This window comes from Pontixanthobacter sp. CEM42 (assembly GCF_017812015.1).
Taxonomy (GTDB): domain Bacteria; phylum Pseudomonadota; class Alphaproteobacteria; order Sphingomonadales; family Sphingomonadaceae; genus Pontixanthobacter.
Window position 1 is genome coordinate 25,072 of sequence record NZ_JADQTN010000001.1, and the last position, 25,239, is coordinate 50,310.

Consider the following 25,239-nt stretch of genomic DNA (forward strand, 5'->3'; position numbering starts at 1 on the left):
CTTTGGCATGGGAAATATACCGTTCGAACAGGAGCGATTATTCACCTAGAAGCTCTAAGAAGCTCCCGGATCGCAGATTGCCAGCCAGGTAGATGTGGTAAGCGATGAACCTTGGGGTCGCGGCGCTTGATAAGTTCTGTCCTTCTAAGCTTGGTCAATTCTTCCCAGTTCTCTTCGAACAGATACATGGCATTACCGTATTCCAAATTCTCCAAGACCAGCAATTTATCGCCGAATCTAGCTCCAAAATATCGAGCAAACTTTCCGTGGCCGACGATGAAGCCGTTGTGACTGAGCCTTTCTAATACTCGGAGCCTCTCGGAAGCTACTTCGAGCTGCTCTGCTGTCGTCGCCTTACTTTCCGCTAGTTGGGCTATAACGCGGTCGGCGGAACCGGGTGGGATTAACTCCCAGTCCACGCTTTGCAGGTTGGCGAATTCTTCGTCGCTCATATCCGCACAGTAAACTTGAGACCGGCCAACAATTTCACGCAACAGTCGTAGATTGAACTGAAGGTTCTCTGCAAAGTCGACGTCTGTTCGATCTAGCGGTTGGTCGATCCGGAAACGGACGATCGCTCCATCTTTAAGCGGCTCAAGAATTGTGGCTGAAAGCGTAAGCATGCGTGCAGGATGATGATCGACTTGCCATGCTTCAACGGAGCGGGTGACGAGATGATGCCCGCTTCCATTCCAGTTTGGTGCCCAAGATGAGACATCACGCATCTCTTTGGGAAGGTCTTTTCGCTTCTCTTGCCAACCATCCAGATTGCGCTTCGCCCAAATTCCACATGCATGCGGCGGCGGAGCTGGCTCGGCTACTGCGAGCTTTCCGGAGTCTAATGTTAGCCCAGCTAGCTCGTATTTGGCAGCCTGGTCCTTTGTAATGGTTAGCACGGCGGCCACGACAATGCGGGTTCCATCGATGCGTTCCAGATCGCGCTGAATTGCTTTCGAAAGCTGTGCTCTTTTACGTGTCATTTGTCTGCCTTTTCGCAGGGGGTAACGAGAATGCTGGGGTCAAATCTGTCATCTAACGGGCGGCGGTACCTGATAGGCAGTGGCTCATTGAGCTCATCATACCAATCGGTTGTGCGTTTCCAGTCTTCTGCCAGCGTTGAAGCAATTGGAATTGGAGGCTTAGCCCCCTTCAGACGTTTGTATCCGCTAGCCAGCAACGATACTTCGGCTTGCAATTCCGCGCGGTATTCGAGCATTCGATCCCAACGAGCTTTCTCTTCGTGAGTGATCGGTCCCGCATAAGTGACCGTCGCGCTAGCAAGATTAACTATGACGTCAGCCGGGTGGGGAAGGGGTGTGGGCTCAGGTCGGCCGTTCTTGCGGGCGTCTTCTATTGCTCGCTCCCAGCCAAATTTATACTCGCAGGCGGTATCAAACAGGCTCGTTCTTACGGCTCGCTCCTCCTCTTCGATCTCTCGAACGAGTTCAGCCATCGTAGCCTGAGCGAGACGATTGCCCTTCATAGCCGAAACGCCAAGCGAACGAAAAACTGCTTTGATTACGGGTAGCTCAACAAGTTCTTCGCCTTCCCGCACGGTAATCGTCCGGTAGGCTTCTTCGAGCAGCATCTGGTTGGCGGGTTGCGCAGAGGCATCTAGGCCAAAGCCGCGAGGTATCCTATTGCGTGCTCCCTTCGGACGGCCATTCGGGTTACCCGAGCTCCCTTTCTTGAATCTGGTTTTAGTCGGCGGCTTGCCATAACCGACAGAATACTGGTCCTTCACATCGCTCATCAAGCGGCTGCCTCACCCAGTTCGATCTGTAAGCGTTGATCGGCAACGTCAGTAAATTTGTCATCAGAGCCGGTAAGCAATGCGTGCTTGCCGGTGTATCCTTGCCAACGGCGAATAATCGTGTCGCAGTAAAGCGGGTCGTATTCAATCATGCGGGCACGGCGGCCCGTTTTCTCAGCTGCGATGAGCGTGCTGCCGGAGCCGCCAAAGCCATCGAGCACAATCTCTCCACGCCGAGAGCAGTCGCGGATCGCGTCGGCGATCAGCGCTACAGGCTTTACAGTTGGATGCATTGCCAGATCTTCGGATCGGTTTGCGCCGATCAAACTGATCCCCGCGTAGTCCCAGACATTGGTTCGGTAGCGGCCAGTCTCGCCAAGGCCGAAGCTGTTAGTATGCGGCGCGGTCCCTTGCTTGAACACAAATACGAGCTCGTGTTTGGAGCGGTAAAACGCACCCATGCCGCCATTGGTTTTGTTCCAGACGACAAGGTTTTTGAGTTCGGTGAAACTAGCTTCTCCGGCCTCGACCATTTCAGACATATGGCGCCAGTCCATACAGACATAGGCAATGGCACCGTCGCGCATTACCCGTGCAATGTTACCGAGAGTATCGTTTAGGAATGTTACGAATTGGGGGCGGCTCATTTCGCCACTGGCAAATGCAAACTCACGGTGCTTGACCGAGCCAAGTCCGCAGACATTGCCGTCGATGGCGACGTTGTAGGGCGGATCGGTGAACACTAGATCCGCCTTCTCGTCACCCATAAGCAGATCCAAGGTGGCCGCATTACGAGTGTCCCCGCACAGTAAGCGGTGGCGTCCAAGTTGCCAGAGATCTCCCATGCGCGCGACAGGCTCGCCGGACGGCTCCGGAATTTCATCCTCGGCGGCATCCGTACCATCGGGACTGGCCTCGCTGGCCTCATCAAGCGTGAAGTCGATTTCGGCCAGACTGAACCCGGTGATCTCCAAATCGAAATCTAAGTCTATCAATCCCTGAAACTCAATTGCGAGGATATCGCGGTCCCAGCCAGCATTTAGAGCAAGCTTGTTGTCAGCGAGCACATAAGCGCGGCGTTCGACTTCGCTTAGGTGGGACAGCGCCAACGTTGGCACTGTTTTCATGCCGATCAGTTTTGCCGCTTCGACCCGGCCATGACCTGCGATAATTCCACCGGAGTCAGAAACGAGAACAGGATTGGTAAACCCAAACCGCTCAATTGACGACGCGATCTGTTTGATCTGCTTCTTTGAATGGGTCCGCGCGTTTCGCGAACAGGGTTTGAGAGCAGTGACTTCCTGCTCGACCAGTTGTTGTGAAGACATGTTGCGCCCCGTATCATTGACCGAAGTCGTATAACTAGAGTGAACGCTTGCAAAAATCAACCCAACCTATATGATGGCGTAATTCCACAGTGAACGGACCTATCATGAGCTTTGCAAAACGCCTCGCCCAATTGCGAATGGCAAAGGGCCTGTCCCTCCAGCAAGTTGCTGACAAAGTCGGCATTTCGAAAGCGCACGTTTGGAATCTAGAAAAAGGCCAGGCTGACAATCCATCGATGGAGCTGGTTCTTAAATTTGCTGAGTTGTTCCGCGTCCCTATTGCCGATCTCGTCGGCGAAAACCCGGATGCCGAAGATCATGAGCCGGAGATGGTTGCCATGTTCCGTGATCTGAAAAAGCTTGAGCCGCGTGACCGTGATATTATTCGCGGATTGATGGAGCAACTCAATCAGAAGAGTAAGAAGGACCCAGATTGACGATAAGTCGCCTCGATCTTGACTGCATTGGATCGCCCAATGCCTTGGCGGCCAGAATTCACGAGCTGGTTCTAGATATGCCTGATGTGGTTCCGCTCGAAAGGCTGTGCAACAGGTTCGACATCGAAGCGATCACTGAAATTGATACGGGCGGCTTTGAAGCAGCGCTTATCATGGACGAGCTGAAGGCTAGTGGCAGTATCGTACTAGCCAAAGGCCGGCGTCCGGAACGGCGCAGGTTTTCAATTGCACACGAGCTTGGTCATTTTCTCATACCTAGTCACCGGCCGCATCCCGATCACCCGTTTGAATGCTCGCTTAGCGATTTCCATCTTTTAGATGCGAAGGATCAAAACCGGCGGCGGCGTATCGAGGCTGAAGCGAACCGATTTGCGGCGAAATTGCTTATGCCGCCAAGCCGTGTGCGAAAAGTGATTGGCCAGTCTGGTTCATCACTTGAAAGCCTAGTTTCGACTGCGAAGGACCTTGGTGTGAGCAAAGAAGCTATGGCTCGGGCATGGGTTGATGCGCACCGTGAACCGGTTGCTGTGGTGATTTCGCGCAATAGCGAAGTCCAGCGCTTTTACAGAAGTGAAGATTTTCCTTGGATCAACGTCCGCAAAGGTCAGTCCCTTCCTAGCGGGTCGATAGCGGAGGAGCACAACGAAGCGCCGGGCGTCTATTCAGCCATTGAGGAAATAGAACCGGATATCTGGTTCGATGAACGTAACGCTTCACAGGTTCTCGTATTGAGTGAGCAGGTTTTCGGTCAGCAGAACGGTTACGCAATGACCTTGCTCCAGGCAGAGTTAGACGAGGACTGATTTGCCCGTTTAATTTCTTGCGTAAAGCTTCCCTGAAAGCGAGTTGGCGTTCCCTGTTAAGCTCAATTCCATTCCCTGTTCGATGACGCCAAATTCCCTGTTATTTCGGCAGGGAAATTGAGTGCAAACCCGCGCATTTCTGCGGCTTACAGGGGTTGGTTTAGTGGTCAGCAACGCCGAAAAACACCAATTTCCCTGTAAATTCCCTGTTAAACAGGGAAATTGACCGGGAGACTGGTTAGGTCGCGACTGCGCCATTCACCACCTTTTCAATGACTTAGCGATAAAGACTGGTGCACGTCGCGGGTGCAGCTAGAAAATAGGTATCGCGGCCCTTTGATTCGAAAGGGTAACACCTTTTTCAGCCAAGCTTTCCCTAGATTATCTGATCACCAGATTTCTCGACAATGTGCAGAAAGCCGCAGGTTGCCTCTTCGCTCTTGAATCGAAGCTGCTTTGGCCGTGCTTGTTTGATGAACGGCCTGACGAAAGCCGTCCAATTGTCGTTGCCCTCTAGTGAGCTTGCTAGTGCCCATGAAGCTTCGCCACGACCTTCGCCGTCAATCGTCCTGAAAACCTCTCTGAACTCATTGGCCAATTGGCCTCGCCGCGCGGGATAGCGAGCCACGGGCTACGGAGTGCGTCAAACACTTCTGCTGAAAGCGGACTGCGATTATATACCAAGCCATGCCATGCGGCCTCTGAGCCTAGGGCTAAGATCGAATTTCGGCAGAATGAAATCGCGCGACCAATTTTTGTAACGATTATTCGATCCAGCGTATGTGCATGGTGGTCCTCCGAAGAGCAGAGAAGCTCGCATAAGATCGATGGGCTATTTTTTGTTCCGATGAAGTGTTCGATTGGCGTTGCTGCGCGAGCCGAATGTTTCGCGGCGCTCGGTCAGCAAGGTTCTGCGACATGCCGATGATGCCGGGGCCGATCATGTGGGCGCCCTTTGCCTTTGCCATTGGAGAATGGTGCCCCAGCAAACACCGCTTCACCAGTATGAATCGGTGCGGCCTGCACAGCTGCTATCTATAGGCACGTTTGGGATACATATCGAAACACGTGACAAACCTATCGCTTCCAGTGCAGGAGGCGCGGATGATGCGTTTGGGAACATGCTATTATCCGGAACACTGGCCGCGGGATATGTGGCCAGATGACGCGCGCCGCATGGTCGAGGCTGGTCTGTCGCGGGTTCGGATTGGCGAATTTGCGTGGAGCCGGATCGAGCCTGAACCGGGCCGCTTTGAATGGGGTTGGTTGGACGATGCGATAGAGGTTCTGCATGCAGCAGGTCTCGGTGTTATCCTTGGCACACCGACTGCGACACCGCCCAAATGGCTGTGCGACCGGATGCCCGATATGTTTGCGGTTGATGCAGAGGGGAAGGTGCGCGGTTTCGGATCACGGCGGCACTATTGTTTCAGCCACTCGGGATATCGCGCAGAAGCTGCGCGTATTACCCAGGCCATGGCAGAGCGCTATGGCGAGCATCCCGCAATAGTCATGTGGCAAACCGATAATGAGTATGGATGCCACGATAGTGTCCATAGCTTCTCGGATAGCGCGCGTGACGCATTTCAGGTGTGGCTGGCGGATCGCTACGGATCGGTGGAGGCACTCAACGCAGCGTGGGGCAATGTTTTTTGGAGCATGGAGTATCGCAGCTTCGACGCAATCGAGCTACCGAACTTGACCGTGACCGAAGCCAACCCTTCGCATTGGCTGGCGTTCCGCAGATTCTCCTCAGATCAGGTCATCAGCTTCGACAAAGCCCAAGTCGAGATTATCCGCGAACTCTCTCCGGGCCGCGATGTAATGCACAACGCGATGGGTTTCTATCCCGACTATGATCATCACGATCTGGGCGAGCAGCTCGATGTGGTGATGTGGGATAGCTACCCACTCGGGTTCCTTGAGACATTCAAGTTTAGCGAGGCGGACAAGCTGGCTTACGTCCGACAGGGGCATCCCGACATCGCGGCGTTCCACCACGATCTCTATCGCGGTTGCGGCAAGGATGGCCGCTGGGCTGTGATCGAGCAGCAGCCCGGACCGGTAAACTGGGCGCGCAACAATCCCGCGCCGCTACCCGGTATGGTCCGCTTGTGGACGCTGGAAGCGATGGCGCACGGGGCTGAACTGGTCAGCTATTTCCGCTGGCGGCAAGCGCCGTTTGCTCAGGAGCAAATGCATGCTGGATTGCTGCGGCCCGATAGCGAGGCCGCGCCCGGATTAGAGGAAGCGCAGCAGGTTGCGCCCGAGATTGAACAGCTTGGCGATATCGGCTCGCCGGTCAAAGAAGTCGCGCTGGTGCTCAGCTACACCTCTGAATGGGTGACCGCTACGCAGCCACAGGGCGAAGGTCTGTCCGCGCTATGGGCGGCGTTTCATACTTATACTGCACTGCGAGCGCAGGGGCTGAATGTCGACATCGTCCCGCCGGCGGCATCGCTCGACGGCTATGCGCTGGTGGTGCTGCCTTGCGAGCCGATTGTGTCAGATGAGCTGGTTGAGAAATTGAAAGCATTCGATGACCAGATCATCATCGGCCCGCGCAGTGGTAGCAAGACTGACGATCTCACGATCCCGCCCAACCTTGCTCCGGGTAAACTGCAGGCACTGTTCGAGGGAAAGGTAACCCGCAGCGAAAGTCTGCGCGCGGGCACCGAACACCAAGGCGATGGTTGGGCTGTGCGCCGTTGGCTTGATCATCTCGAAACCGATGCCGAGGCTGAGTTAGTCGCGGCGGATGGAACTGTCGCATGCTGGAAGCAAGGCAACGTCCGCTACTGTGCGACGTGGCCCGAAGGCGATGTGATCGGCGAAATCACTGCTCGGGCAGCGGACGATGCTGGCTTGGCAAGGATCGCGCTTCCAGAGGGTACGCGGATGCGAAAATCGGGTAAGTTCACCTTCGTGTTCAACTATCGCAATGAAGCGCGCTCAGTGCCCAACACATTGAGCGGCGAGCCAGTGATTGGCGAGCGAAGCCTATCGCCTGCCGAACTTGCGGTCTTCGCCCGGGACTAGGCCTCTTCGCGGTCGAGCCAACGCGCAAATTGTACGAAGCCGGTGATCAGGAATGGAACCAGCACCAGCGACAACACTACTTTCGCCAACATTTGGCCGATCAGAAGATCCTTGATCTCGAACTCGCCGTAGAATGCGAGCGTAATGAAGATCACCGAGTCGATCGCTTGGCTCAGTGCGGATGCAATCGCCCCGCGGATCATCAGGCTGATTGTGCCGTTCTGGCCATTGCCTCTCAGTTTGGAGAATATCCAGATGTTAAGCAGCAACGAGACCAGATAGGCCGCCGGTCCGGCAAGCCAGACGCGCCACAACTGCGAGTGCACCTGTTCGAACGCAGACAGGTCTTCCGGTCTGAACTGGACCATCTCGGGCGACGCGGGCAGCGCCAGTACCAGTGTCATAAGGGCCGATGAAACGCCCAGCGGAATAAAGCCCCACCACACGATCCGGTTGGCCAGTTTGTCTCCGTAGAGCTGCGCAACAGTGCTTGAGATCACCACCAGAATCAGGAACGCGAAGATTCCTGCCTCAACCGCCAGGTCGCTGGGCCAGAGCTGGACCTGCTTATAGGCCAATACGCCCGCAACCACGGTCATGCCGCCGTAAAGCAGCAGCATAAACAATAGCGCACGAGTGATAGGCGAAGTGCTGGTCGAAGTGCTGGTCGAAGTTCTGGGCGGGGTCGTGGCTGTATCAGTCATGATCGGTGATTATTGGCTGCAGCGTAAAAAGGGAAGCCACCTGTGACGGATCGCCTGTGGGTAGATGGTTTGACTGACGCGTCGCAAAAGGCGAAGGCTTCACCCGAAGATTCGGGCGAGGGGTCCCGATGAAATAGCGAAAGAGACTATGCACCCGATCCTGACTAGCCTGCTAGGCATCGCCGCAATCCTTGGCATCGCGTTCCTGCTGTCGACCGGTAAGCGGCGTATCAAATTGCGCGTTGTCGGTGCCGCATTCGCATTGCAGGCGCTGATGGCATTGCTCGTATTGCGCACTCCGTGGGGCGTGCAGGCTATCTCGTTCCTTTCGGACGGTGTGATTGCTTTGCTCGACTATTCCAAAGTCGGCATCGAGGCGGTGTTCGGCAGCATGGATGACAACCCGTTCACTAACACTTTTGTTATCGCAGCGCTGCCGGTGATTGTGTTCTTCGCGGCGATTGTGTCGATCCTTTATCACTGGGGCATCATGCAGCGGCTGGTCCGCTGGGTTGGCGGCGCGATTGGCTGGATCACCGGGATCAGCAAGGTCGAGGCACTGGGTAGCGCAGCCAATATCTTTGTTGGGCAGTCGGAAAGCCCGCTCGTCGTGCGTCCCTATCTAGCCGCTTTGACGCCTAGCAAGTTGTTCACGCTGATGGCTGTAGGCATGGCCGGTGTCGCGGGGACGATTCTGGCAGCTTATGCCAGCTTCATCGGATCGGATGCAGTGCCGTTCCTGCTCGCTGCGGCCTTTATGTCGGCGCCGGGCGGCATCCTGATGGCAAAGATCATTATGCCTGATGATGAGAGCGAACTCGCGCGTGACGCGGCTGAGTTGGCCGGTGTGGAGCCGGAGAAAATTGAATTGCCCGATGCGCGGATCAGCGCAGAAGGACCAGGCGCATTGGTCGAGGGCGGCAAGCCACATGAAGTCGAAGTGGCCGAAACATTCGAGGAGGGGCACCGTCCCGCCAATGTGATCGAGGCTGCGGCGCAAGGCACGCAGACCGGCGTTAAGCTCGCAGTCGCCGTTGGTGCGATGGTGATGGTGTTTGTGGCGCTGGTTGCGCTGGCAAACGGCATTCTCGGCGGTGTCGGTGGATGGTTCGGTTACCCCGATGTCAGCTTCCAGCAATTGATCGGCTATGTCTTTGCTCCGGTGATGTTCCTGCTGGGCGTTCCTTGGGAGCAAAGCCAGATCGCAGGCGGATTGTTCGGCACAAAAATCGTGCTCAACGAGTTCGTTGCGTTCATCAATCTTGGCGCAATGGGGCCGGAAGTGCTTGGGGATCGCAGCCGTGCGATTGTCACTTTTGCGCTGTGCGGCTTTGCCAATTTCAGCTCGATTGCGATCCAGATGGCGGTGACGGGCGGTCTCGCGCCCAACCAACGTCCGGTCATTGCCAAGCTGGGTCTGCGCGCTTTGGCGGCAGGCTCGCTGGCCAATCTCATGAGTGCCGCTCTGGCGGGGCTATTTCTTCCGCTTTGAGGAGATCGTCCAGTGTCTGCTTTGGTGATGGCTCTGTCTCTTGCTACCGCTCCGGCACCATGTGAGCCGCTGCCGGCCTGGGAAGACGTCGCGAACGAGGCGCACGGCAAATATCTGATTTTTGGTGAAGCGCACGGTTCTGCCGAAGCGCCGGACGCGGTGGCAGAATATGTGTGTGCGGTCGCCGAACAGGGTCCAGTGCTTCTTGCCATCGAGTTTTCTGCTGCAACCGATGATGGCTTCCAGCGCGCTTGGGCGGCGTCGCCCGGTGAGTTTCGTGAAGCCCTATTCGCGGAAATCCCTGAATGGGGTCAGAGGCAAGATGGTGTCGCAAGCGGCGCTATGCTGTCTATGCTTGAGAGACTGCACGTTCTCAAATCGTCAGGTCGCGCAATCGATATCGTTGCATTTAACGGCGCCAAGAATGATGCTCAGCGTGCTGCCTTTGCAGAGCTGCCAGGTCAGGAATCGCATGAGGCCGCGCAGGCCGCGAATATCCGCGAAGCGGCCCAAATGCGCGCCTATCGGCACGTTGTCGTGCTCGTCGGCGGTCTGCATGCGCAAAAGTCTCCGACTACGGTTGGATCTCATGCGATCCGGCCCATGGCCATGCTGCTTGATCGAAAAGAGCAGGTGATCAGCTTGCGGATGAATACCGCGGGAGGCGAGAGTTGGAGCTGCCAATTGCGCGAAGGGCTGGAAATCGATCCGAGCAAGCCCGTCACCGACGAGATGATTGATTGCAGAGCATATAGTGAAGTCGCATCGCGGGAAGTGCTCGAGCGCGGCCTCTATCTTGATGATCGTCTCTACCCCGGAAGATATGACGGTGCCTTCGCACTAGGGCCAATCACGGCCTCTGCGCCGGCTGCGATTGACTAACCCAAAAGCGGGTTTATTGCGCGGCGCGGCCATATCGCGCTAGAAAGACAACATGACTGACATTGCATCCGTTTCGATTGCTCGCCCGCTGTCCGAAGTTGCAGAGGAGCTACGTTCCAGCTTTGCCGAGTATGGTTTCGCGGTGATCCGCGACCACGGTATCTCCGCCGATCTGATCGCACGCGCCGAGAAGATGTCCAAGGTGTTCTTCGCTCTACCCGAAGATGTGAAGCGGGCGTACATCCTGAAAGATGGCGGCGGTGCGCGCGGTTACACGCCGTTCGGGACGGAGAAAGCCAAGGACGCGAAGGTCCATGATCTGAAAGAATTCTGGCATGTCGGGCGCGATTTGCCCGAGGGACATGAACTGTCCGAATTCATGGCGCCCAATATCTGGCCCAGCGAAGTCGATGGCTTTCGAGAGACGTTCGAAACGCTCTATGCCGCTTTTGAAGAAGCTGGCGGGCGCGTGCTGCGCGCAGTTGCTCTGGGCCTCGGGCTTGAAGAGGGGTTCTTCGACGCAACGGTTAAAGATGGCAACTCGGTGATGCGCTTGTTGCGGTATCCTCCATTGGAGGGCGCAGAGGCCGAAGGCGCAATTCGCGCGGCCGCACATGGTGACATCAACACTATAACTCTGCTGCTGGGTGCAGAGGAAGCCGGGCTGGAACTGCTCAAGGCTGATGGCGAATGGCTGGCGATTGATCCGCCAGAGGGAGCGCTGGTCGTCAATATCGGCGATATGCTCGACCGGCTAACCAATGGCCGGCTGGTGTCGACAACGCACCGTGTGGTGAATCCGAAAGGCGATGCAGCCTATCGCGCACGCTATTCGATGCCGTTCTTTCTGCATTTCCGGCCCGATTATGTGATCGAAACGCTACCGTCATGCGCAGACGACGACTCGCCTGAACCAATTTCGAGTCACGACTTCCTGTTGCAGCGACTCCGAGAGATCAATCTCGCCTGATTCGGTCTAAAATTGCCACTGGTTACAAATGGAATCAGATTAGTTGACTCGTGTTGCAATGCAGCAACATGATAAATACTCATAAAAACAATGATTTAACGTACAGCTAACAGCCTGTGCATAAGAATCTGTGCACCCGTCATGATCCGGTCATAAAAACTCTTTTGCGCGTAATGTATCGCTTCTAACGGGCGCATATTGAATACGTTACTGCCGCTTTTCGTCACGTTCAGATCGTCAAATAGGGACTGTCTCTCATGAAACTCAAATATCTCTTGGCTGCCAGTGTTGTCAGCCTCTCCGCAACGGCCATGGTGGCCGCTCCGGCTTCGGCTCAGCAGATTACTTCGGGCGTTGAAGGCCAAGTAACCGACGCTGACGGTGTTCCGCTTTCAGGTGCAACAGTTGTTGTTACCGACACGCGTACCGGCCAGACCCGTACGCTATCTTCGGACACAAACGGTACTTTCCGCGTATCGTCGCTGGTCCCTGGTGGTCCATACACCATCACGGCAACCGCGGCTGGCTACGAAGGCCAAAGCGTTGAGGGTCAGTTCGTCACCGTTTCGGGTAACAGCGATTACACCTTCCAACTTTCGCCATCGACTGGTGATGACAGTGTCATCGTGGTTACTGGTGAGCGCGCCAATGTGCAGCAGCTCGCAGTTGGCCCGGGTTCGGCATTCAGCACCGAAACACTCGAGACCTTCCCAAGCCTTAGCCGTGACGTTCGTGACGTTATCCGACTTGACCCGCGCGTGAGCCTTGACCGCGCCAACGAAGTTGACCGGATTTCGTGCCTTGGCGGTAACGACCGTTCGAACACTTTCACCGTTGACGGTATCGTCCAAGCCGACGTTTTCGGCCTGAATGGCACTCCGTTCGCAGCGCGTAACGCTCTGCCACTGCCATTCGATGTAGTTCGCGAGACTTCGGTTGAATTCGCACCATTCGACGTCGAATATTCGGACTTCACTGGCTGTTTGGTCAACGTTGTTACCAAGTCGGGTACTAACAAGTTCCACGGTAGCGCTTTCTATACGTTCCGTAGCGACGACCTTCGCGGCGATTCGCTGGACGGTGTTGCAGATGTTGTATCGCCATTCGAAGAAAAGCGTTGGGGTGCTACCCTTGGCGGACCGATCATTCCTGATCGCTTGTTCTTCCAGCTTGGTTACGAAGAAACCGATCTTGGCAATGCCAACGAGTTCGGCCCATTCGGCGGCGGTTTCGCCAACGAAGCGAACTTCGTGACCCAAGCTCAGTTCGATCGTTTTGCTGACATTGCCAACCGCGTTTACGGTCAGGATGTTGGCGGTTACCCGATCACACTGCCTGAATCTTCGGTTCGCTACTTCGGTCGTCTCGATGCGTACATCAATGACGATCACCGTTTGGAAGCGACGTATCAGCGTCTTGAAGAAACCAATGTCGAGAGCGACACTGGCGGCCAGGAACTGACTGGTCTGAACAGCTTCGAAGACGAAGGTACCGTGTCAGACTATTACTCGGTTCGTTTGTATTCGAACTGGAGCGACAAGGTTTCGACCGAACTGCGCCTCAGCCGTGCTGACGTTTCTGACGTTCAGGGCCCAGTTGGCTTCGGCGAAGCGCAATCGGGTGCTCCGACTGTTCGCTTGACTGTTGGTCTCGACAACGAAACGAACGGCCTGATCCCTAACGGTCAGAACGGCCGCCTCAGCACTGGCCCTGGCATCTTCCGTTCGGCCAACGCGCTGATCAGCCAAGTTGACCAAGCCAAGTTCCAAATGAACTATGACGGCGGTGCTCACCAACTGAAGATTGGCGCAGAGATCAACTCGCTCGACGTGTTCAACCTGTTTGCGATCAACGCAACCGGCACAATCTTCTTCCGTAACCTCGATGATTTCGAGAACGGCATTGTTGCATCGGGCGGCTTCTCCAGCGTCTTCGCTGGTGCTGACGATCTGGTAAATGGCGGTCTGGGTGGTGCTACTATCCGTGCCACACCAACGGGCGACATCAACGAAGCATCGGCTACCTTCAAGCGTCAGATCTATTCGGTTTACGCTCAGGACGAATGGCAGGCGACGGATCAACTGGGTATTACCGCAGGCCTTCGTGTCCAGTGGTTCGCCGGTGACGCACCGCGCGCTAACCCGACCTTCTTTAGCCGTTACGGTTTCACCAATCGCAACGGTTTCGGTCGCCTCGACCCAATTCTGCTGCCACGTCTGTCGGCAACCTATGAGTTTGATAACTCCGGTTTCCTCAGCAACTCGCGCCTAACTGGTGGTGTTGGCATCTTCTCTGGTGGTGATCCGGTCGTGTATTTCTCGAACGCGTTTTCCAACAACGGTTTCTCGACCGGTGAAGGCGATACGTTCGACGGACCATGTGCTGGTCTTCAGGATGCAAACGGTAACTTCAGTGTTCTGAACGGTGGCCAGTTCACCGGCATTCCAGCCTGTGCGATTACTGCTGCTTCGGGTCAGGCCGCTGCTGGTCTGGCTGATACACAGTCAACCGATCCGAACTTCAAAGTTCCAACGGTTACTCGTGCAAACCTTGGCTTTGCATCGAATCTGGGCACTGATACCGGCTTCTTCAGCGACTGGCGTTTGAACCTCGATTATATCTATAGCCGCTTCAACAACACGCTGAACTTCGTCGATCTGTCGCAAACTCCGGACATTCGCACCAATAACGGTTTCACCGTTGACGGTCGTCCGATCTATGCCGCAATCGATCCGACAGCGAACGGCTGTAATGCAACACTGGCAGGTACTGGCGGCACACCGCCGACATACACCAACGTCACTGCGGCATGTTTCAGCACACGTCGTGATGATGAAATCCAGCTGACCAATGGCCCAAGCTATGACAGTCACGTTGCTTCGTTCTTGCTGTCGAAGAACTTCGATGGTGGTATCTTCACTGACGGCGGTAGCGTGTTCATGCGCTTCGGTTATGCGTTCACCAACTCGAACAACAACCGGAACAATGGTTCGTCGACGGCTACATCAAGCTTCGATGTGACTGCAGCGTTTGATCGTCAGAATCCTGCGATTTCGACATCGAATAACGAAACCCGTCACAACATCACAGCGGCTGTTAGCTTCCGTGAAGAGTTCTTCGACGACTACTCCACCAACCTCGGTATCTTCTTCCGGGCCAGCGAAGGTCGGCCTTACAGCTTCACCTTCGACGGTGGTGGCGTCTTCAACGACAGCTCTTCGGGTAACGACAACGCTCTGGTCTATGTCCCAACGGGTCCGGGCGATGCAAACCTGACTGACTTCAGCGGTCAAGGCTTCTCGGCCACGCAAATCGCGGCACTGCAAGCCGCTCAGGACGCAGCGGTTAACTCGCTGACAAGCTATGTCGCTGCATCGGGTTGTGAATTCACGGCTGGTGCTTCGATTACGCGGAACACATGCCGTAATCCTTGGACATACGATTTGGATCTGCGCTTCAGCCAAGAACTGCCGTTCATCGGTAAGCTGACTGGCGTAGCTGACGATCGGATCGAACTGTTCGCGGACTTCGACAACTTCCTGAACTTCATCGATGACGGCGCCAACATTCGCCGTACTCGCGGTGACTTCGTCGATCTGGTTGATACCGGCGTTCGCGTGGACGATCCTGACAATCCAGGCAGCACGATTTCGGTTGGCGGCGTTGATAGCCAGGGTCGCTATGCGATCAGCGGTTTCAACCCTGATGATCAATTCAACATCGGCACGACTTCGTCGATCTGGCGTATTCAGGTTGGTGTTCGTTACGAATTCTAATTCGTAGATCACTACCGAAACAGAAGCGGCGGCTCCTTAATGGGAGCCGCCGTTTTCGTTTGTGCGGCCTACGCTGCTTCGAGCAGATCCTGCGCCAAGCGTTTTCGCTCCTCCATTGGGACGGCGGATTTGAGGCCGCGCTCTAACGCGCCAGCCTTCTTGCCCAAACCGTCTTCGCCAAACATACCGGCGGTCCCCGCCAGTTTGTGGACTGTTCGCGCGAGTTGCTCTGCGGTTTCACCCTCGAGCGCGTTTTCACGAAGAGCTTTGGATACTGCATCGACCGCTTCGGCACGGCGTTGCTGCCACCTTTCCTCGAGCGAGGGCGATGTGGCTTCAGAGGGCGTTTGGGTCGCAGTAGGCTTTTGAACGGCCTTTGCTGGCCCCGTGGTCGGGAGCCATTCCTGCAGCTTTCCGACTAGCTCCGAGAACTGCAACGGCTTGGACAGATGGCCCTGCATCCCGGCATTCTTCGCCGCGCGAACATCATCCTCAAAGGCGTTGGCGGTAAGCGCAATGATTGGCAGTTCTTCGGCATCAATACCCAAACTGCGCAGAGTGCCGGTCGCGGTATAGCCATCGCATTCGGGCATCTGCACATCCATCAACACCAGGTCGAACGGTGTACCGCCAGCCTTGGCCGCCATCACTGCGGCAACTGCTTGCTGTCCGTCTCCGGCTATCTCGACCGCTTGGCCGCAGCGTTCCAGCATCGTTGTGACGAGGATCCGGTTGATGTCATGATCTTCGGCCAGCAATATCCGCGCGCCGGCTATCAGATTGGATGGGTCAGCAACTCTCTCCGCTGCCGCTGGGTTGGTTTCGGGGTTATCGGGTAGGATCAGCGGGATACTCAGTGTAAAGCATGAACCTACCCCCGGTTTGCTTTGCGCTGTCAATGCGCCGCCCAGCAGTTCGGCCAAACGCCTGCTGATCGATAGGCCAAGACCTGTCCCCCCGAATTTGCGCGACGTTGCGTTGTCGGCCTGCTCGAATGGATTAAAAATCGCTTCCAACCGATCTTGCTCGATCCCGATGCCGCTGTCGGCGACTCTGATCAAAACCATATCGCCTTGCACTTTCGCGCTGAGTTTGATCGTGCCTTCGCGCGTAAATTTCACTGCATTGCCAAGCAGATTCAGAACGATCTGCCGCAGGCGCAGATTATCGCTGATCAGTGCAGGGGGAACGTCCGGGTCAATCTCCTCGATCATTTTTATACGCTTCTGCTCTGCATTGGCTGAATGCAGCGTCAGGCAATTGCTCATGAGCGGCTGCAGTTCGACTTGTTCTTCGGTCACCGCAACTTGCCCGGCTTCGATTTTCGAGATGTCGAGAATGTCATTGAGCAACCGCATCATGCTGTTGCCCGATTCCTGTACCAATTCCGCATGGCGGCGTTGTTCGTCGGGTAGATCGGATTGGAGCAGCAATTCCACAAACCCCAAGACACCATTCATCGGCGTGCGGATCTCGTGGCTCATATTGGCGAGGAATTGTGACTTGGCGACAGCGGCATTCTCTGCGTGTCGCCGCGCGCGGACCAGTTTCTTCTCAAGTTGCACTCTCTCGCTTACATCGCGGCAGGAGACGATGATCGTGTCAGGCGCGCCGGTTTGGCCATCACGCACCAGGACGCAATCAGCTTCGATATAGACGGGCGCGCCGGTTGGGTCGTTGAGAACCCGGCGATAGGTCAGCCTCTCTTTATCCGACAAGCCCGAGACTAACCGTGTCTGAACTGCGGCGATATCGTCCTGCGCTTCCGGGTGGACATCGATTGTCGCACCTTTGCCAAGGAACGCTGCCGGACCCTGTCCCAGAACTTCGCGCACAGATGCCGACGCGTATGTGCAAACGCCGCTCAGATTGTAGCGCATGACGGCATCGGACATATTATCGGCGAGGATTGCGAGTTGTTCTTCCCGTAGCTCCAATTGCTGGTAGGTTTTCTTCTCCTGTGCGACGGCTGCAGCCACTGGCAGGCCAATTGCAAAGCCGGTCGCAAGAAATGCCTCAAGCACAAGCAATTGCGCGTCGAGTGAGCCAGTATGCAAGGTCACGGGGCCGCTTCCCATCGCGGTGAACCAGGTCGCCGTCACAGTGATCTGAACAAAGGCCAGAGCGGTGCCGAGACTGCCGAGGCGGAATGCCTGAATTACCAAGACAGGCGCGATCATGAACAGCAGCGGAAACTGACTCTGCCAAAACACACCAACGGTTACGAGAAACCCGCCAAAGGTAAGCCCGATCCATTCGAGCCGATGACGCGGGACCGGTGTCAGGTCACCGCGCAAATAATCGATCAGGATCAAAGTGGTTGGAGCGATGATCATCATCCCCATGGCGTCAGCAAGGTACCAGTCCAGCATCGGGCGCAGCGTGTCGACACCCATCAGCAGCAAAGTGACCGATGCGATTGTCGAGGACAGCAGCGGTGCAATCCCGGCTGCCACGGCGACAAACCGCATCAGGTCGCGCATATTCTCCATATCCAACCGCCCGCCGCCGGTTTTGCGTAACATCCAAAGAATGAGGTAAATCTCAGCACAATTGGCCAGCGAGAAGCCGATCGCAGGGATGTTGGTTGCTCCTGCCAGATAGTTTCCCAGCAGGCTGCCCGCGAACAACGCGCCGATAAAGACCGGTTCGTAAGGTGGGCGAAGTCGGAGCAGGGCAGCAACGGCCAAGGCATTGGGTAGCCAGACGGCCGCGAACCGCCCTTCGCCTTTGGTCAGCGTGACGCCGCCATAAGCCAATGCCGCATACGTCAGAACGGTCAGTACCAATGCCAGGATTAACCATGGCGCTGTTAAGGCTGCGACGCCGTGTGTCGGCTGCGTATCCGCTGTTTCTGCCTAATTTACCGTGAACATTGGTTTCCCCCTTTGCGGGGGCTATAGTCATCAGAGCATCAAACCATGCGTAACCGGCGCATAAGGGTTTTTACGAACGGGACTTGGAATGGCGCAAGGCGGCAAATATTCGACCATCCGGCGCAAGCCGAAGGTGAGCACGATTGTCATTATCGTGCTGCTGCATATCATCGCTATCTATGGTCTGGCGCGGGCATTCGCCCCGGGTGCGGTTCAGAACGTCGAGCGTGAAATTGTCTCCGCATTTACTGTCACGGTGACCGCACCAGAGGAGGATATTCCGCCGGAGAACGAGCAAGCCCCTGATGAAGGCGCCGCTGGTGATCCGGGTAAGAAGGCTACGCCCAAACCCGATAGCCAGCCGGAAACGATTATAAAACGGGACAAACCGACCCCTAAGGCGTCATCGACCGGCACTGCGAACACATCCGGTGCCAAGGAGAGTGGCGATGGAACCGGCGCTGCTGGACAGGGTGTCGGTACGGGCAGCGGACGCGATGGAAGCGGGCAGGGCGGTGTCGCGGTCAGTAAACCAATCCACATTTCTGGCGCAATCAACAGTGCGCGCGACTATCCAGTGCCCGAAGGTGGCCGGCAAGCGCGCAATGGCACGCGTGTGGTCGTGAAAGTCACAGTCGGTACCGATGGAAGAGCACGCAATTGCAGCATTTTCCGCCGGAGCCCCGATGCGGAAGCTGATAGTATCACCTGCCGCTTGGTAGTGGATCGCTTGCGCTTCAAACCGGCGATGGATGCCAATGGAACACCGGTTGCGGCTCCGTTTTATTGGCAACAGAAGTGGTTTATCGCGCAGTAACGGTAACGCGATGGCAAGGCGTTGCGACTAAGGAAAGGCACGACAGCTTAGAAAGGCGGTAGAGCAGTGATCCATCCGGTAATCCTATGTGGCGGCAGCGGCACACGCTTGTGGCCGCTCAGCCGCGTGGACAAGCCGAAGCCATTTCTGCCGTTGGTTGGAAAACGCAGCCTGTTTGAGCAAACGCTCGATCGTTGCGTCAACGAGGTGATTTTTGCCGCACCGACGATTGTGACTGTTGAGAAGCATCTTGATCACGTTGAGGGACAGCTTGGCGAAGCAGCTGGCGCGTCGATCATTGTTGAGCCGATGGGCAAGAACACAGCGCCTGCGATTGCGCTTGCGGCGCTGCGCCTGCCCGAGGACGCGATTATGCTGGTGTGCCCCAGCGATCACTACATCAAAGACACAGCGGCATTTGTGAGTGCCGCCGAGACAGCTTCCGCCTTGGCTGATCAGGGTTTCTTGGTTTCCTTCGGGATCAAAGCGACCTCTCCTGAAACGGGGTATGGCTATATCAAACGCGGCGAGGAACTCGGTGTTGGCTTTGCCGTGGAACGCTTTGTTGAGAAGCCTGATCTTGCCACGGCCCAGAGCTTCCTCGCGGATGGTTCATACAGTTGGAATGGTGGTATTTTCGCATTCAAGGCAGAAGTGTTTCTGACAGAGCTTGCCAATCACTGTCCGCAGATGATGGACGCTCTGCGCGCGAGCGTCGAAGCGGGCAGCAAAGACGGACAGCGTTTTCACCCTGATGCCAGCAGCTTCGCGCAGATCGAGAGTGATTCCATTGACTATGCCGTGATGGAAACGACCGAGCGTGCCGCGATGGTGCCGGTCAGCATGGGTTGGTCCGATATCGGCAATTGGGATGCACTGCGTGAGGCGCAGAACGGTGACGCATTAGGCAATAGTATCAAGGGGCAGGCGGAACTGGTCGATTGCACCAATGTCATGATCCATAGCGATGGTCCGCGTGTTTCGGTGGTTGGGCTCGACGATGTGATCATCGTTGTCGATGGTAACGATGTGCTGGTGACAACCGCTGCCGGCACACAGAAAGTCGGTACCCTCAAAGGCGCAAAGTCGCAGTGAGTTCAGGCGGCCTCCTGCCGACCACTATGGTCGAGAAGGTCTGGGGCCGCACCAGCCTGCCTGCACCATTCGCAGCGCCGGATGGTAAGCGGATTGGCGAGATATGGTTCGATCCCGCGCCGCCATGCGAGGGCTTGCTCGCCAAATATTTGTTCACCAGTGAAAAGCTGTCAGTGCAGGTCCATCCCTCCGACGCCGACGCTCCGGCAGGGATGCGCGGTAAGGAAGAGTGCTGGCTGGTGCTCGATGCTGACGAAGATGCGCGGCTCGCCATTGGTTTCAAGGAACCGATTGATACGGAAACCATGCGCGTCGCTGCGCTAGATGGTTCGATTGAGCATATGCTTGATTGGCATTCGGCAAAGCGCGGCGATTTCTTCTATCTGCCGGCTGGTACAGTCCACGCGATTGGTCCGGGATTGAGCTTGGTCGAGATCCAGCAGAACAGCGACATTACGTACCGTCTGTTCGACTATGGCCGCCCGCGCGACCTTCATTTGGATCGGGCGTTGGCGGTTGCTGAAGGTGCGCCGCATGATCCAGCTTTACGGCGTGTAATTAATCTAGAGCAGACAGCCGAGCTGGTTGATGGCCCGCATTTCCAGCTCGACTATATTGTCGGCGTACCGACTGACGATCTGCTCGCCAGATATGACGGTGCATCGCTTGTGATGCCGCTCGAAGGTGCGGTGAAAGCGGAGGGCACGGAAATCGCAGCGGGTGAATGCGGGATCGTATGCACGCTTGCGGAGGCAGTATTTTCGGACCAAGGGGCAACGCTGATCGCTCAATCCCTAAACCTACCTCCGGAATAGCCCGCATGATCGTCGAAACCATCCAGCTCTCGTTGACGCCCGTCTTTGCGCTCGTCGCGATTGCCAGTATCCTGAATTTTCTGACAACGCGTTTGGGCAGAGTCGTTGACCGTTCCCGACTGCTACAAGAATTACATGGCAAGACGAGCGGCGCAGAGCATGACATCGTCGTCTGTGAAATCCGTGCCACAGCAAAGCGTATCGAGCTGACCAACCGTGCAATATTGTTCTTGGTGCTAAGCGGCTTATCCATCGGCGCAACAGTCGTGGTGTTGTTCGTCGCGGGGCTAACCGGATTGGATTTGGACTATCTCGCGGCGGGTGCGTTCATTCTGGCGATTGGATTGCTTGTGGCAGGACTGATTCTGTTCCTGCTCGAAACACGCGAAGCCTCTGCGGCGCTGCGAATTCCCGAAACCTATCTCGAACTCGACCGGAAGATTTAGTCTTCCGAAGGGGCCTCTAGCATTTTTTGACCCTGCTGGCGGATCGCGCCGGCGATGATCGGTTCGACAAAGCTGAGCGCTATCGGCAGTGCGATTTCGAACACGACCTGATTGTCTTCGATATTGACCATTCCGGCCAAATCGTTGCCCATCGCGTTTACATTGATGCTCATCCGGTCATCAGCAGGCCAACCGGTGGTTACCGTCGCCATGCCGCCGGGAATGTGATCGGCGATCTCATGGCTACGCTCTTTCAGACGACGCGTAACCTCTGCCTGAGGCAGATCGTGTGGAATGGCGACGCGCATCAGTTTTTCTCCGTACCGGAATCTGGGGAGGTATCGGCGTCTTCGCCATATTTATATTCGAGATAGCGGGTCTTGATCGCCAGATCATCGAGCGAACCTTCGGCCAATTGCCGGGTTACGCTGTCGATTTCCTTGCTGATCTTGCCAAGGCTTTCGGTCACCTGCTCGTCCGGTGTAGCGCCAGCGCGTTTTTCGCCGCGGAGGTGGCTTGGAATCTTGCGATAGGAGTCGACCGTCTCAGGCAAAATATCGCCGACGAGCTTGCGGACTTGCTCCGCCGCCGGGTGCTTCTGGTCAATCGTCTCGAGCTGCAAGCCCAACGAGTCGAGTTGCACACCCATATCTTCGACGATCTTGACCGCTGGCGGAGGCAGAGCTGGACGCTGATGCTCCAACCACAGCTCGGTCTTGCCGACCATATCGCGCACGTCGCCTTTGGTCAGATCTGCACGTTCCGGCACCTTGACCTTCTGCACTGAAACCACGCCGATTACCGCCGCGATAGTGAGAATAGTGAGCATTACACCCCAGAACCCAATCCCGTTGAGAATGGCTCCAGCGACGCCCGCAGCGATGAACACACCAACCACACCGATAGCGATCTGGATGAGCTTCTTGACCATCAGGCTCGATTTGATGTCGGCAGACCGTTGCCCGATCGACTCAAGCCGGTGCCTGCCGCCAGCGCGATTGTCGTCGCGCACTCGGCGGGCCTCTTCGATCAGCCGGTCACTGTCATTCGTCAGATCGCTCATTAGTCTTCGACAGTCAGCAAATTGGACTCGGACACTTGCTGAGACGCTTTGTTCTGCCCTTCAGCGCGAGCGATATAGCCTTTCGACTTTTCGACTTCGCTAGAGAGCGTTTCGACCGTTTGCTTCATCGAATCCAACGCGCGGACTTTGAACGTGTCGACTTCGTCCATCGTGTCATAGATATTCTGGAAGGCGCGCTGCAGTGTTTCCAGCGGGATGGTGCTAGCGGCTGCTTGCTCGTGGATTTGGCCGGTTTGCTCGCGCAGCAGCGTCGATGTGCTGTCGATAATGCCAGCTGTGGTTTCGTTAAGCGCAGTGATCTGCCCCAGAACCAACCGTTGATTGGTCATCGCTTCGGACACGGTCACCGCTGTACGTAGCGCGCCAACGGTAGTGGTGCTTGCGCGATCAACGCCTTTGACCAGTTCGACATTGTTCTTTTTGACCAGATCAAGCGCAAGATAGCCCTGTACCGAAACCGCCATCTGCGTGAGTAGGTCTTGCGTCCGTTGGCGGACATAGAACAGCGCCGTTTCGCGCACTGCCTTGGCTTTTGCCGGATCGGTTGAATCGAGCTCGACCGCTTTCTCTTCCAGCTTTCCGTCGAGGGTCTTGGAGATATGAATCATCTGCTCCAGATCACCCATTGCTTCCCACAATTTCTGCCGTTCGACATCAATTGCGGCATTATCCATCAGCAACTCATCCTTGCCGTTGCCAAGCTTGGAGAGGATTTCCTGAATGTGGGTCTGCGCGCTTTGATAGCTGCGGAAGTAGTTGGTGAGCTTGTTACCCCACGGGATAATCCCGAAAATCTTGCGCGTTCCGGTCAGCTTGCCGCGTTTGCCCGGATCGAGGTCTTCGACGACATTGCGCAATTCCTGCAGGTTCGCGCCCACACCCTCATCCTTGTCCATCGCGCGGATCGGACGGTCTAGGAACCGGTTGGACATACCCGCCGCTGCGGCGATTTCCTTGCGACCCATATTGGTCAGTTGATCGACCTTCTTGCCGAATTCGGGCGAATTGGCGTCTTCGTTGATCAAATCCATCACGAAGGAATCGACCTTGGTCGCGAGCTTCGATTGCACTTCGTCGGATACCGGGACCAGACCTGCCGCATTGGCCGGTTTTACCTCTGGCACCGGATCGGGCGCAGTTAGTTCAAGATCGAGGTCTGTAGCGGTTTTAGTCTCGGTTGCGCTCATGGTTTGCGTCCGGCTCCTGAATTGTCCGCCCTCTATGGTTGTCGGGACGGCGATGAACTTACTACTGTATTAAGGTCATAAGACACGAAGTTCAAGATTTGTGCCTGAAACACCTCGGTACGTCTACGCTTTCGTTCGTGCGGCGTCCGGTCTAAGCTGCAATTACTCAAACATTTGAAGGAATGCCCGCATATGGCGAGCCAGCCACCGGTCCCAAGTACCAAGACCAACGATTTGCAATTCGCGCGCGTCATTTTGAGCTTCCGCAAATGGTGGCGCGACGATGTGGTGGGCACGGTCGACCAGCATGCAGTGATCGAAAAGCGCCGCGCGGAATGCGTGATGTCCGCGCGCTATATGTTTATGACCGCGATGTCGGGCGGGATCGCGATCCTTGGTCTGCTGTTGTCCTCTCCGGCGGTTGTGATCGGCGCGATGCTTCTGTCCCCACTCATGGACCCGATTATGGGTCTAGGTTTCGCGCTGGCTATCGGTGACTACAAGTGGCTCCGCCGATCTGCCAAGTCGCTCGCTTGGGGTTCGATATTGGCGATCGGCCTATGTGCGTTGGTCGTATTCTTATCTCCGATCCAAGACATCACCTCAGAAATCGCTTCGCGCACACGGCCTAACCTGTTCGATCTGCTGGTCGCGGTGTTCTCGGCTTTGGCGGGCGCATATGCGATGATCCGCGGCCGTGAAGGTACGATTGTCGGCGTGGCGATTGCGACGGCTTTGATGCCGCCATTGGCGGTAGTCGGCTTCGGTCTGGCGACCGGCAACTGGACTGTCTTTTCTGGGGCGCTGCTGCTCTATGTGACCAACCTGATGGCGATTGCCCTGATCGCAGCTCTCATGGCGCGTATTTACGGATTCCGCACAAGGCTGTCGGACAAGCAAACGCTGTTTCAGAATTTCGCGATCGTTGCAGTCTTCGTTGCTTTGGCGGTGCCTCTCGGACTGTCCTTGCGGCAAATTGCCTGGGAGGCGAATTCGGAGCGGCAAATCCGTAACGAACTATCGGCCAATTTTGGTTCTGCAGCGCGTCTGTCACAGCCTGAGGTGAGCTTCAGTGGGGATGCGATCAACGTCACTGCAGATGTGTGGACGCCGCAATTCAAAGCGGATGCCGAGACCAAAGCTGAGGAGCACCTGACCCAAGCGCTTGGCAGACCAGTCGATGTTGAGTTGAAGCAGCTGCTGGTTCGCGACGAGAAGGGTGCAGAACAAGCGCAGCTCGCCTCGGCGCAAGAAGAAGAGGAAGCTGCCGCGTCTGAGCGTGCCGAAGAGCTAGCATCGCGCTTGGCCTTGATGGCCGGCGTCGAAGAAAGCGAAGTTATGGTCGACCGCCAGCGCCGCCGCGCGATGGTAAAAGCGACCGAGCTCGATGGCGCGCCGCTCGCGACCTATTTCGATTTGGAAAAGCGTATCGCGGCAACCGAGCCTGAATGGCGTGTTGAATTGATCCCGCCGGCGAAAGCACTGCCGGCAATCGCATTCGAGGATGGTGAACCAACCGAAGCTGGCAGCAGAGCGCTTGCACTGATCGCATGGTCATCGGGCAGAGTGGGAGCACCAGTGGTGCTGTCAGGCCCGCCTGCCGCTGTCGAACGGGCGCAGAAAGAGCTCGTCGCTGCCGGTGTTCCTCTGGTCGCGACCGAAATCGCCCGCGGCCCGAATGTCACCGCAAAATGGGGCAGTGTGGAGCGTTAAG

Annotated in this window: 20 protein-coding genes; 12 read left to right on the forward strand and 8 right to left on the reverse strand. The window is 56.2% G+C overall.

Annotated features, from left to right (window positions below; all coding sequences use genetic code 11):
- Nucleotides 1–41: 41 nt before the first annotated feature.
- From J9777_RS00075 to J9777_RS00085, 3 genes are read right to left on the reverse strand one after another with little or no spacing between them, the layout of a single operon-like run.
- Entirely contained in the window at nt 42–980 is a 939-nt protein-coding gene (locus J9777_RS00075; RefSeq protein WP_209346789.1) for a hypothetical protein, read from the reverse strand.
- Nucleotides 977–1,753: a DUF5681 domain-containing protein gene (locus J9777_RS00080; protein WP_209346790.1), complete on the reverse strand. Its 777-nt coding sequence runs from the start codon at nt 1,751–1,753 to the stop codon at nt 977–979. The genes J9777_RS00075 and J9777_RS00080 overlap by 4 nt, the downstream gene beginning before the upstream one ends.
- Entirely contained in the window at nt 1,753–3,081 is a 1,329-nt protein-coding gene (locus J9777_RS00085; protein WP_209346791.1) for a DNA methyltransferase, read from the reverse strand. The genes J9777_RS00080 and J9777_RS00085 overlap by 1 nt, the downstream gene beginning before the upstream one ends.
- Before the next feature lie 104 nt (nt 3,082–3,185).
- Here J9777_RS00085 and J9777_RS00090 point away from each other — a divergent pair, with 104 nt between their 5' ends.
- The 3 genes from J9777_RS00090 to J9777_RS00100 all read left to right on the forward strand — a co-directional run bounded on the left by J9777_RS00090 (nt 3,186) and on the right by J9777_RS00100 (nt 7,381).
- Nucleotides 3,186–3,518 (forward strand): helix-turn-helix transcriptional regulator, encoded by a 333-nt coding sequence (locus tag J9777_RS00090; RefSeq protein WP_209346792.1) that lies wholly within the window; start codon nt 3,186–3,188, stop codon nt 3,516–3,518.
- Nucleotides 3,515–4,342 (forward strand): ImmA/IrrE family metallo-endopeptidase, encoded by an 828-nt coding sequence (locus tag J9777_RS00095; protein WP_209346793.1) that lies wholly within the window; start codon nt 3,515–3,517, stop codon nt 4,340–4,342. Before J9777_RS00090 ends, J9777_RS00095 begins: the two co-directional genes overlap by 4 nt.
- A 1,104-nt stretch (nt 4,343–5,446) precedes the next feature.
- Entirely contained in the window at nt 5,447–7,381 is a 1,935-nt protein-coding gene (locus tag J9777_RS00100) for a beta-galactosidase (RefSeq protein WP_245228450.1), read from the forward strand.
- Here J9777_RS00100 and J9777_RS00105 read toward each other — a convergent pair.
- On the reverse strand, nt 7,378–8,001 hold the full coding sequence (locus tag J9777_RS00105) for a queuosine precursor transporter (RefSeq protein ID WP_245228568.1): 624 nt from the start codon (nt 7,999–8,001) through the stop codon (nt 7,378–7,380). The genes J9777_RS00100 and J9777_RS00105 overlap by 4 nt on opposite strands.
- A gap of 232 nt (nt 8,002–8,233) precedes the next feature.
- On the opposite strand from J9777_RS00105, the gene J9777_RS00110 reads away from it, so the two are divergent.
- The 4 genes from J9777_RS00110 to J9777_RS00125 all read left to right on the forward strand — a co-directional run bounded on the left by J9777_RS00110 (nt 8,234) and on the right by J9777_RS00125 (nt 15,205).
- On the forward strand, nt 8,234–9,577 hold the full coding sequence (locus J9777_RS00110; protein WP_209346795.1) for a nucleoside transporter C-terminal domain-containing protein: 1,344 nt from the start codon (nt 8,234–8,236) through the stop codon (nt 9,575–9,577).
- Nucleotides 9,578–9,589: 12 nt separating this feature from the next.
- Nucleotides 9,590–10,459: a hypothetical protein gene (locus tag J9777_RS00115; RefSeq protein WP_209346796.1), complete on the forward strand. Its 870-nt coding sequence runs from the start codon at nt 9,590–9,592 to the stop codon at nt 10,457–10,459.
- Nucleotides 10,460–10,511: 52 nt separating this feature from the next.
- Entirely contained in the window at nt 10,512–11,429 is a 918-nt protein-coding gene (locus tag J9777_RS00120; protein ID WP_209346797.1) for an isopenicillin N synthase family oxygenase, read from the forward strand.
- A gap of 257 nt (nt 11,430–11,686) precedes the next feature.
- The gene (locus J9777_RS00125) at nt 11,687–15,205 is read left to right on the forward strand and encodes a TonB-dependent receptor (RefSeq protein WP_209346798.1); all 3,519 of its coding nucleotides are present in this window, start codon (nt 11,687–11,689) and stop codon (nt 15,203–15,205) included.
- 68 nt (nt 15,206–15,273) lie between these two features.
- On the opposite strand, the gene J9777_RS00130 is transcribed toward J9777_RS00125, so the two are convergent.
- Entirely contained in the window at nt 15,274–17,994 is a 2,721-nt protein-coding gene (locus J9777_RS00130; protein ID WP_209346799.1) for an MASE1 domain-containing protein, read from the reverse strand.
- A 175-nt stretch (nt 17,995–18,169) separates the two neighbouring features.
- Between J9777_RS00130 and J9777_RS00135 the strand changes: the two genes are divergently transcribed.
- The 4 genes from J9777_RS00135 (at nt 18,170) to J9777_RS00150 (ending at nt 21,254) form a co-directional block, all read left to right on the forward strand.
- On the forward strand, nt 18,170–18,898 hold the full coding sequence (locus J9777_RS00135; RefSeq protein WP_209346800.1) for a TonB family protein: 729 nt from the start codon (nt 18,170–18,172) through the stop codon (nt 18,896–18,898).
- A 66-nt stretch (nt 18,899–18,964) separates the two neighbouring features.
- Nucleotides 18,965–19,993 carry a mannose-1-phosphate guanylyltransferase gene (locus J9777_RS00140; RefSeq protein WP_209346801.1) on the forward strand — a complete coding sequence of 343 codons (1,029 nt, stop codon included), beginning with the start codon at nt 18,965–18,967 and terminating at the stop codon, nt 19,991–19,993.
- Nucleotides 19,990–20,808: a class I mannose-6-phosphate isomerase gene (locus J9777_RS00145; protein ID WP_348631895.1), complete on the forward strand. Its 819-nt coding sequence runs from the start codon at nt 19,990–19,992 to the stop codon at nt 20,806–20,808. The genes J9777_RS00140 and J9777_RS00145 overlap by 4 nt, the downstream gene beginning before the upstream one ends.
- 5 nt (nt 20,809–20,813) lie before the next feature.
- On the forward strand, nt 20,814–21,254 hold the full coding sequence (locus tag J9777_RS00150) for a DUF2721 domain-containing protein (protein ID WP_209346802.1): 441 nt from the start codon (nt 20,814–20,816) through the stop codon (nt 21,252–21,254).
- Here the strand turns inward: J9777_RS00150 and J9777_RS00155 are convergent.
- The 3 genes from J9777_RS00155 to J9777_RS00165 are packed head-to-tail and all read right to left on the reverse strand — an operon-like array spanning nt 21,251 to nt 23,525.
- Nucleotides 21,251–21,562 (reverse strand): polyhydroxyalkanoic acid system family protein, encoded by a 312-nt coding sequence (locus J9777_RS00155; RefSeq protein WP_209346803.1) that lies wholly within the window; start codon nt 21,560–21,562, stop codon nt 21,251–21,253. The two genes, J9777_RS00150 and J9777_RS00155, sit on opposite strands and share 4 nt — an antisense overlap.
- On the reverse strand, nt 21,562–22,317 hold the full coding sequence (locus J9777_RS00160; RefSeq protein ID WP_209346804.1) for a hypothetical protein: 756 nt from the start codon (nt 22,315–22,317) through the stop codon (nt 21,562–21,564). The genes J9777_RS00155 and J9777_RS00160 overlap by 1 nt, the downstream gene beginning before the upstream one ends.
- The gene (locus J9777_RS00165; RefSeq protein WP_209346805.1) at nt 22,317–23,525 is read right to left on the reverse strand and encodes a toxic anion resistance protein; all 1,209 of its coding nucleotides are present in this window, start codon (nt 23,523–23,525) and stop codon (nt 22,317–22,319) included. Before J9777_RS00165 ends, J9777_RS00160 begins: the two co-directional genes overlap by 1 nt.
- 192 nt (nt 23,526–23,717) lie before the next feature.
- Here J9777_RS00165 and J9777_RS00170 point away from each other — a divergent pair, with 192 nt between their 5' ends.
- The gene (locus J9777_RS00170) at nt 23,718–25,238 is read left to right on the forward strand and encodes a TIGR00341 family protein (RefSeq protein WP_209346806.1); all 1,521 of its coding nucleotides are present in this window, start codon (nt 23,718–23,720) and stop codon (nt 25,236–25,238) included.
- The last annotated feature ends 1 nt before the right edge of the window (nt 25,239 follow it).

Coding starts and splice junctions, on each gene's coding strand:
- J9777_RS00075 (WP_209346789.1), bottom strand. CDS start 980: ATGACACGTAAAAGAGCACAGCTTTCGAAAGCAATTCAGCGCGATCTG.
- J9777_RS00080 (WP_209346790.1), bottom strand. CDS start 1,753: ATGAGCGATGTGAAGGACCAGTATTCTGTCGGTTATGGCAAGCCGCCG.
- J9777_RS00125 (WP_209346798.1), top strand. CDS start 11,687: ATGAAACTCAAATATCTCTTGGCTGCCAGTGTTGTCAGCCTCTCCGCA.
- J9777_RS00160 (WP_209346804.1), bottom strand. CDS start 22,317: ATGAGCGATCTGACGAATGACAGTGACCGGCTGATCGAAGAGGCCCGC.
- J9777_RS00100 (WP_245228450.1), top strand. CDS start 5,447: ATGATGCGTTTGGGAACATGCTATTATCCGGAACACTGGCCGCGGGAT.
- J9777_RS00110 (WP_209346795.1), top strand. CDS start 8,234: ATGCACCCGATCCTGACTAGCCTGCTAGGCATCGCCGCAATCCTTGGC.
- J9777_RS00170 (WP_209346806.1), top strand. CDS start 23,718: ATGGCGAGCCAGCCACCGGTCCCAAGTACCAAGACCAACGATTTGCAA.
- J9777_RS00090 (WP_209346792.1), top strand. CDS start 3,186: ATGAGCTTTGCAAAACGCCTCGCCCAATTGCGAATGGCAAAGGGCCTG.
- J9777_RS00135 (WP_209346800.1), top strand. CDS start 18,170: ATGGCGCAAGGCGGCAAATATTCGACCATCCGGCGCAAGCCGAAGGTG.
- J9777_RS00150 (WP_209346802.1), top strand. CDS start 20,814: ATGATCGTCGAAACCATCCAGCTCTCGTTGACGCCCGTCTTTGCGCTC.
- J9777_RS00105 (WP_245228568.1), bottom strand. CDS start 8,001: ATGCTGCTGCTTTACGGCGGCATGACCGTGGTTGCGGGCGTATTGGCC.
- J9777_RS00085 (WP_209346791.1), bottom strand. CDS start 3,081: ATGTCTTCACAACAACTGGTCGAGCAGGAAGTCACTGCTCTCAAACCC.
- J9777_RS00155 (WP_209346803.1), bottom strand. CDS start 21,562: ATGCGCGTCGCCATTCCACACGATCTGCCTCAGGCAGAGGTTACGCGT.
- J9777_RS00165 (WP_209346805.1), bottom strand. CDS start 23,525: ATGAGCGCAACCGAGACTAAAACCGCTACAGACCTCGATCTTGAACTA.
- J9777_RS00120 (WP_209346797.1), top strand. CDS start 10,512: ATGACTGACATTGCATCCGTTTCGATTGCTCGCCCGCTGTCCGAAGTT.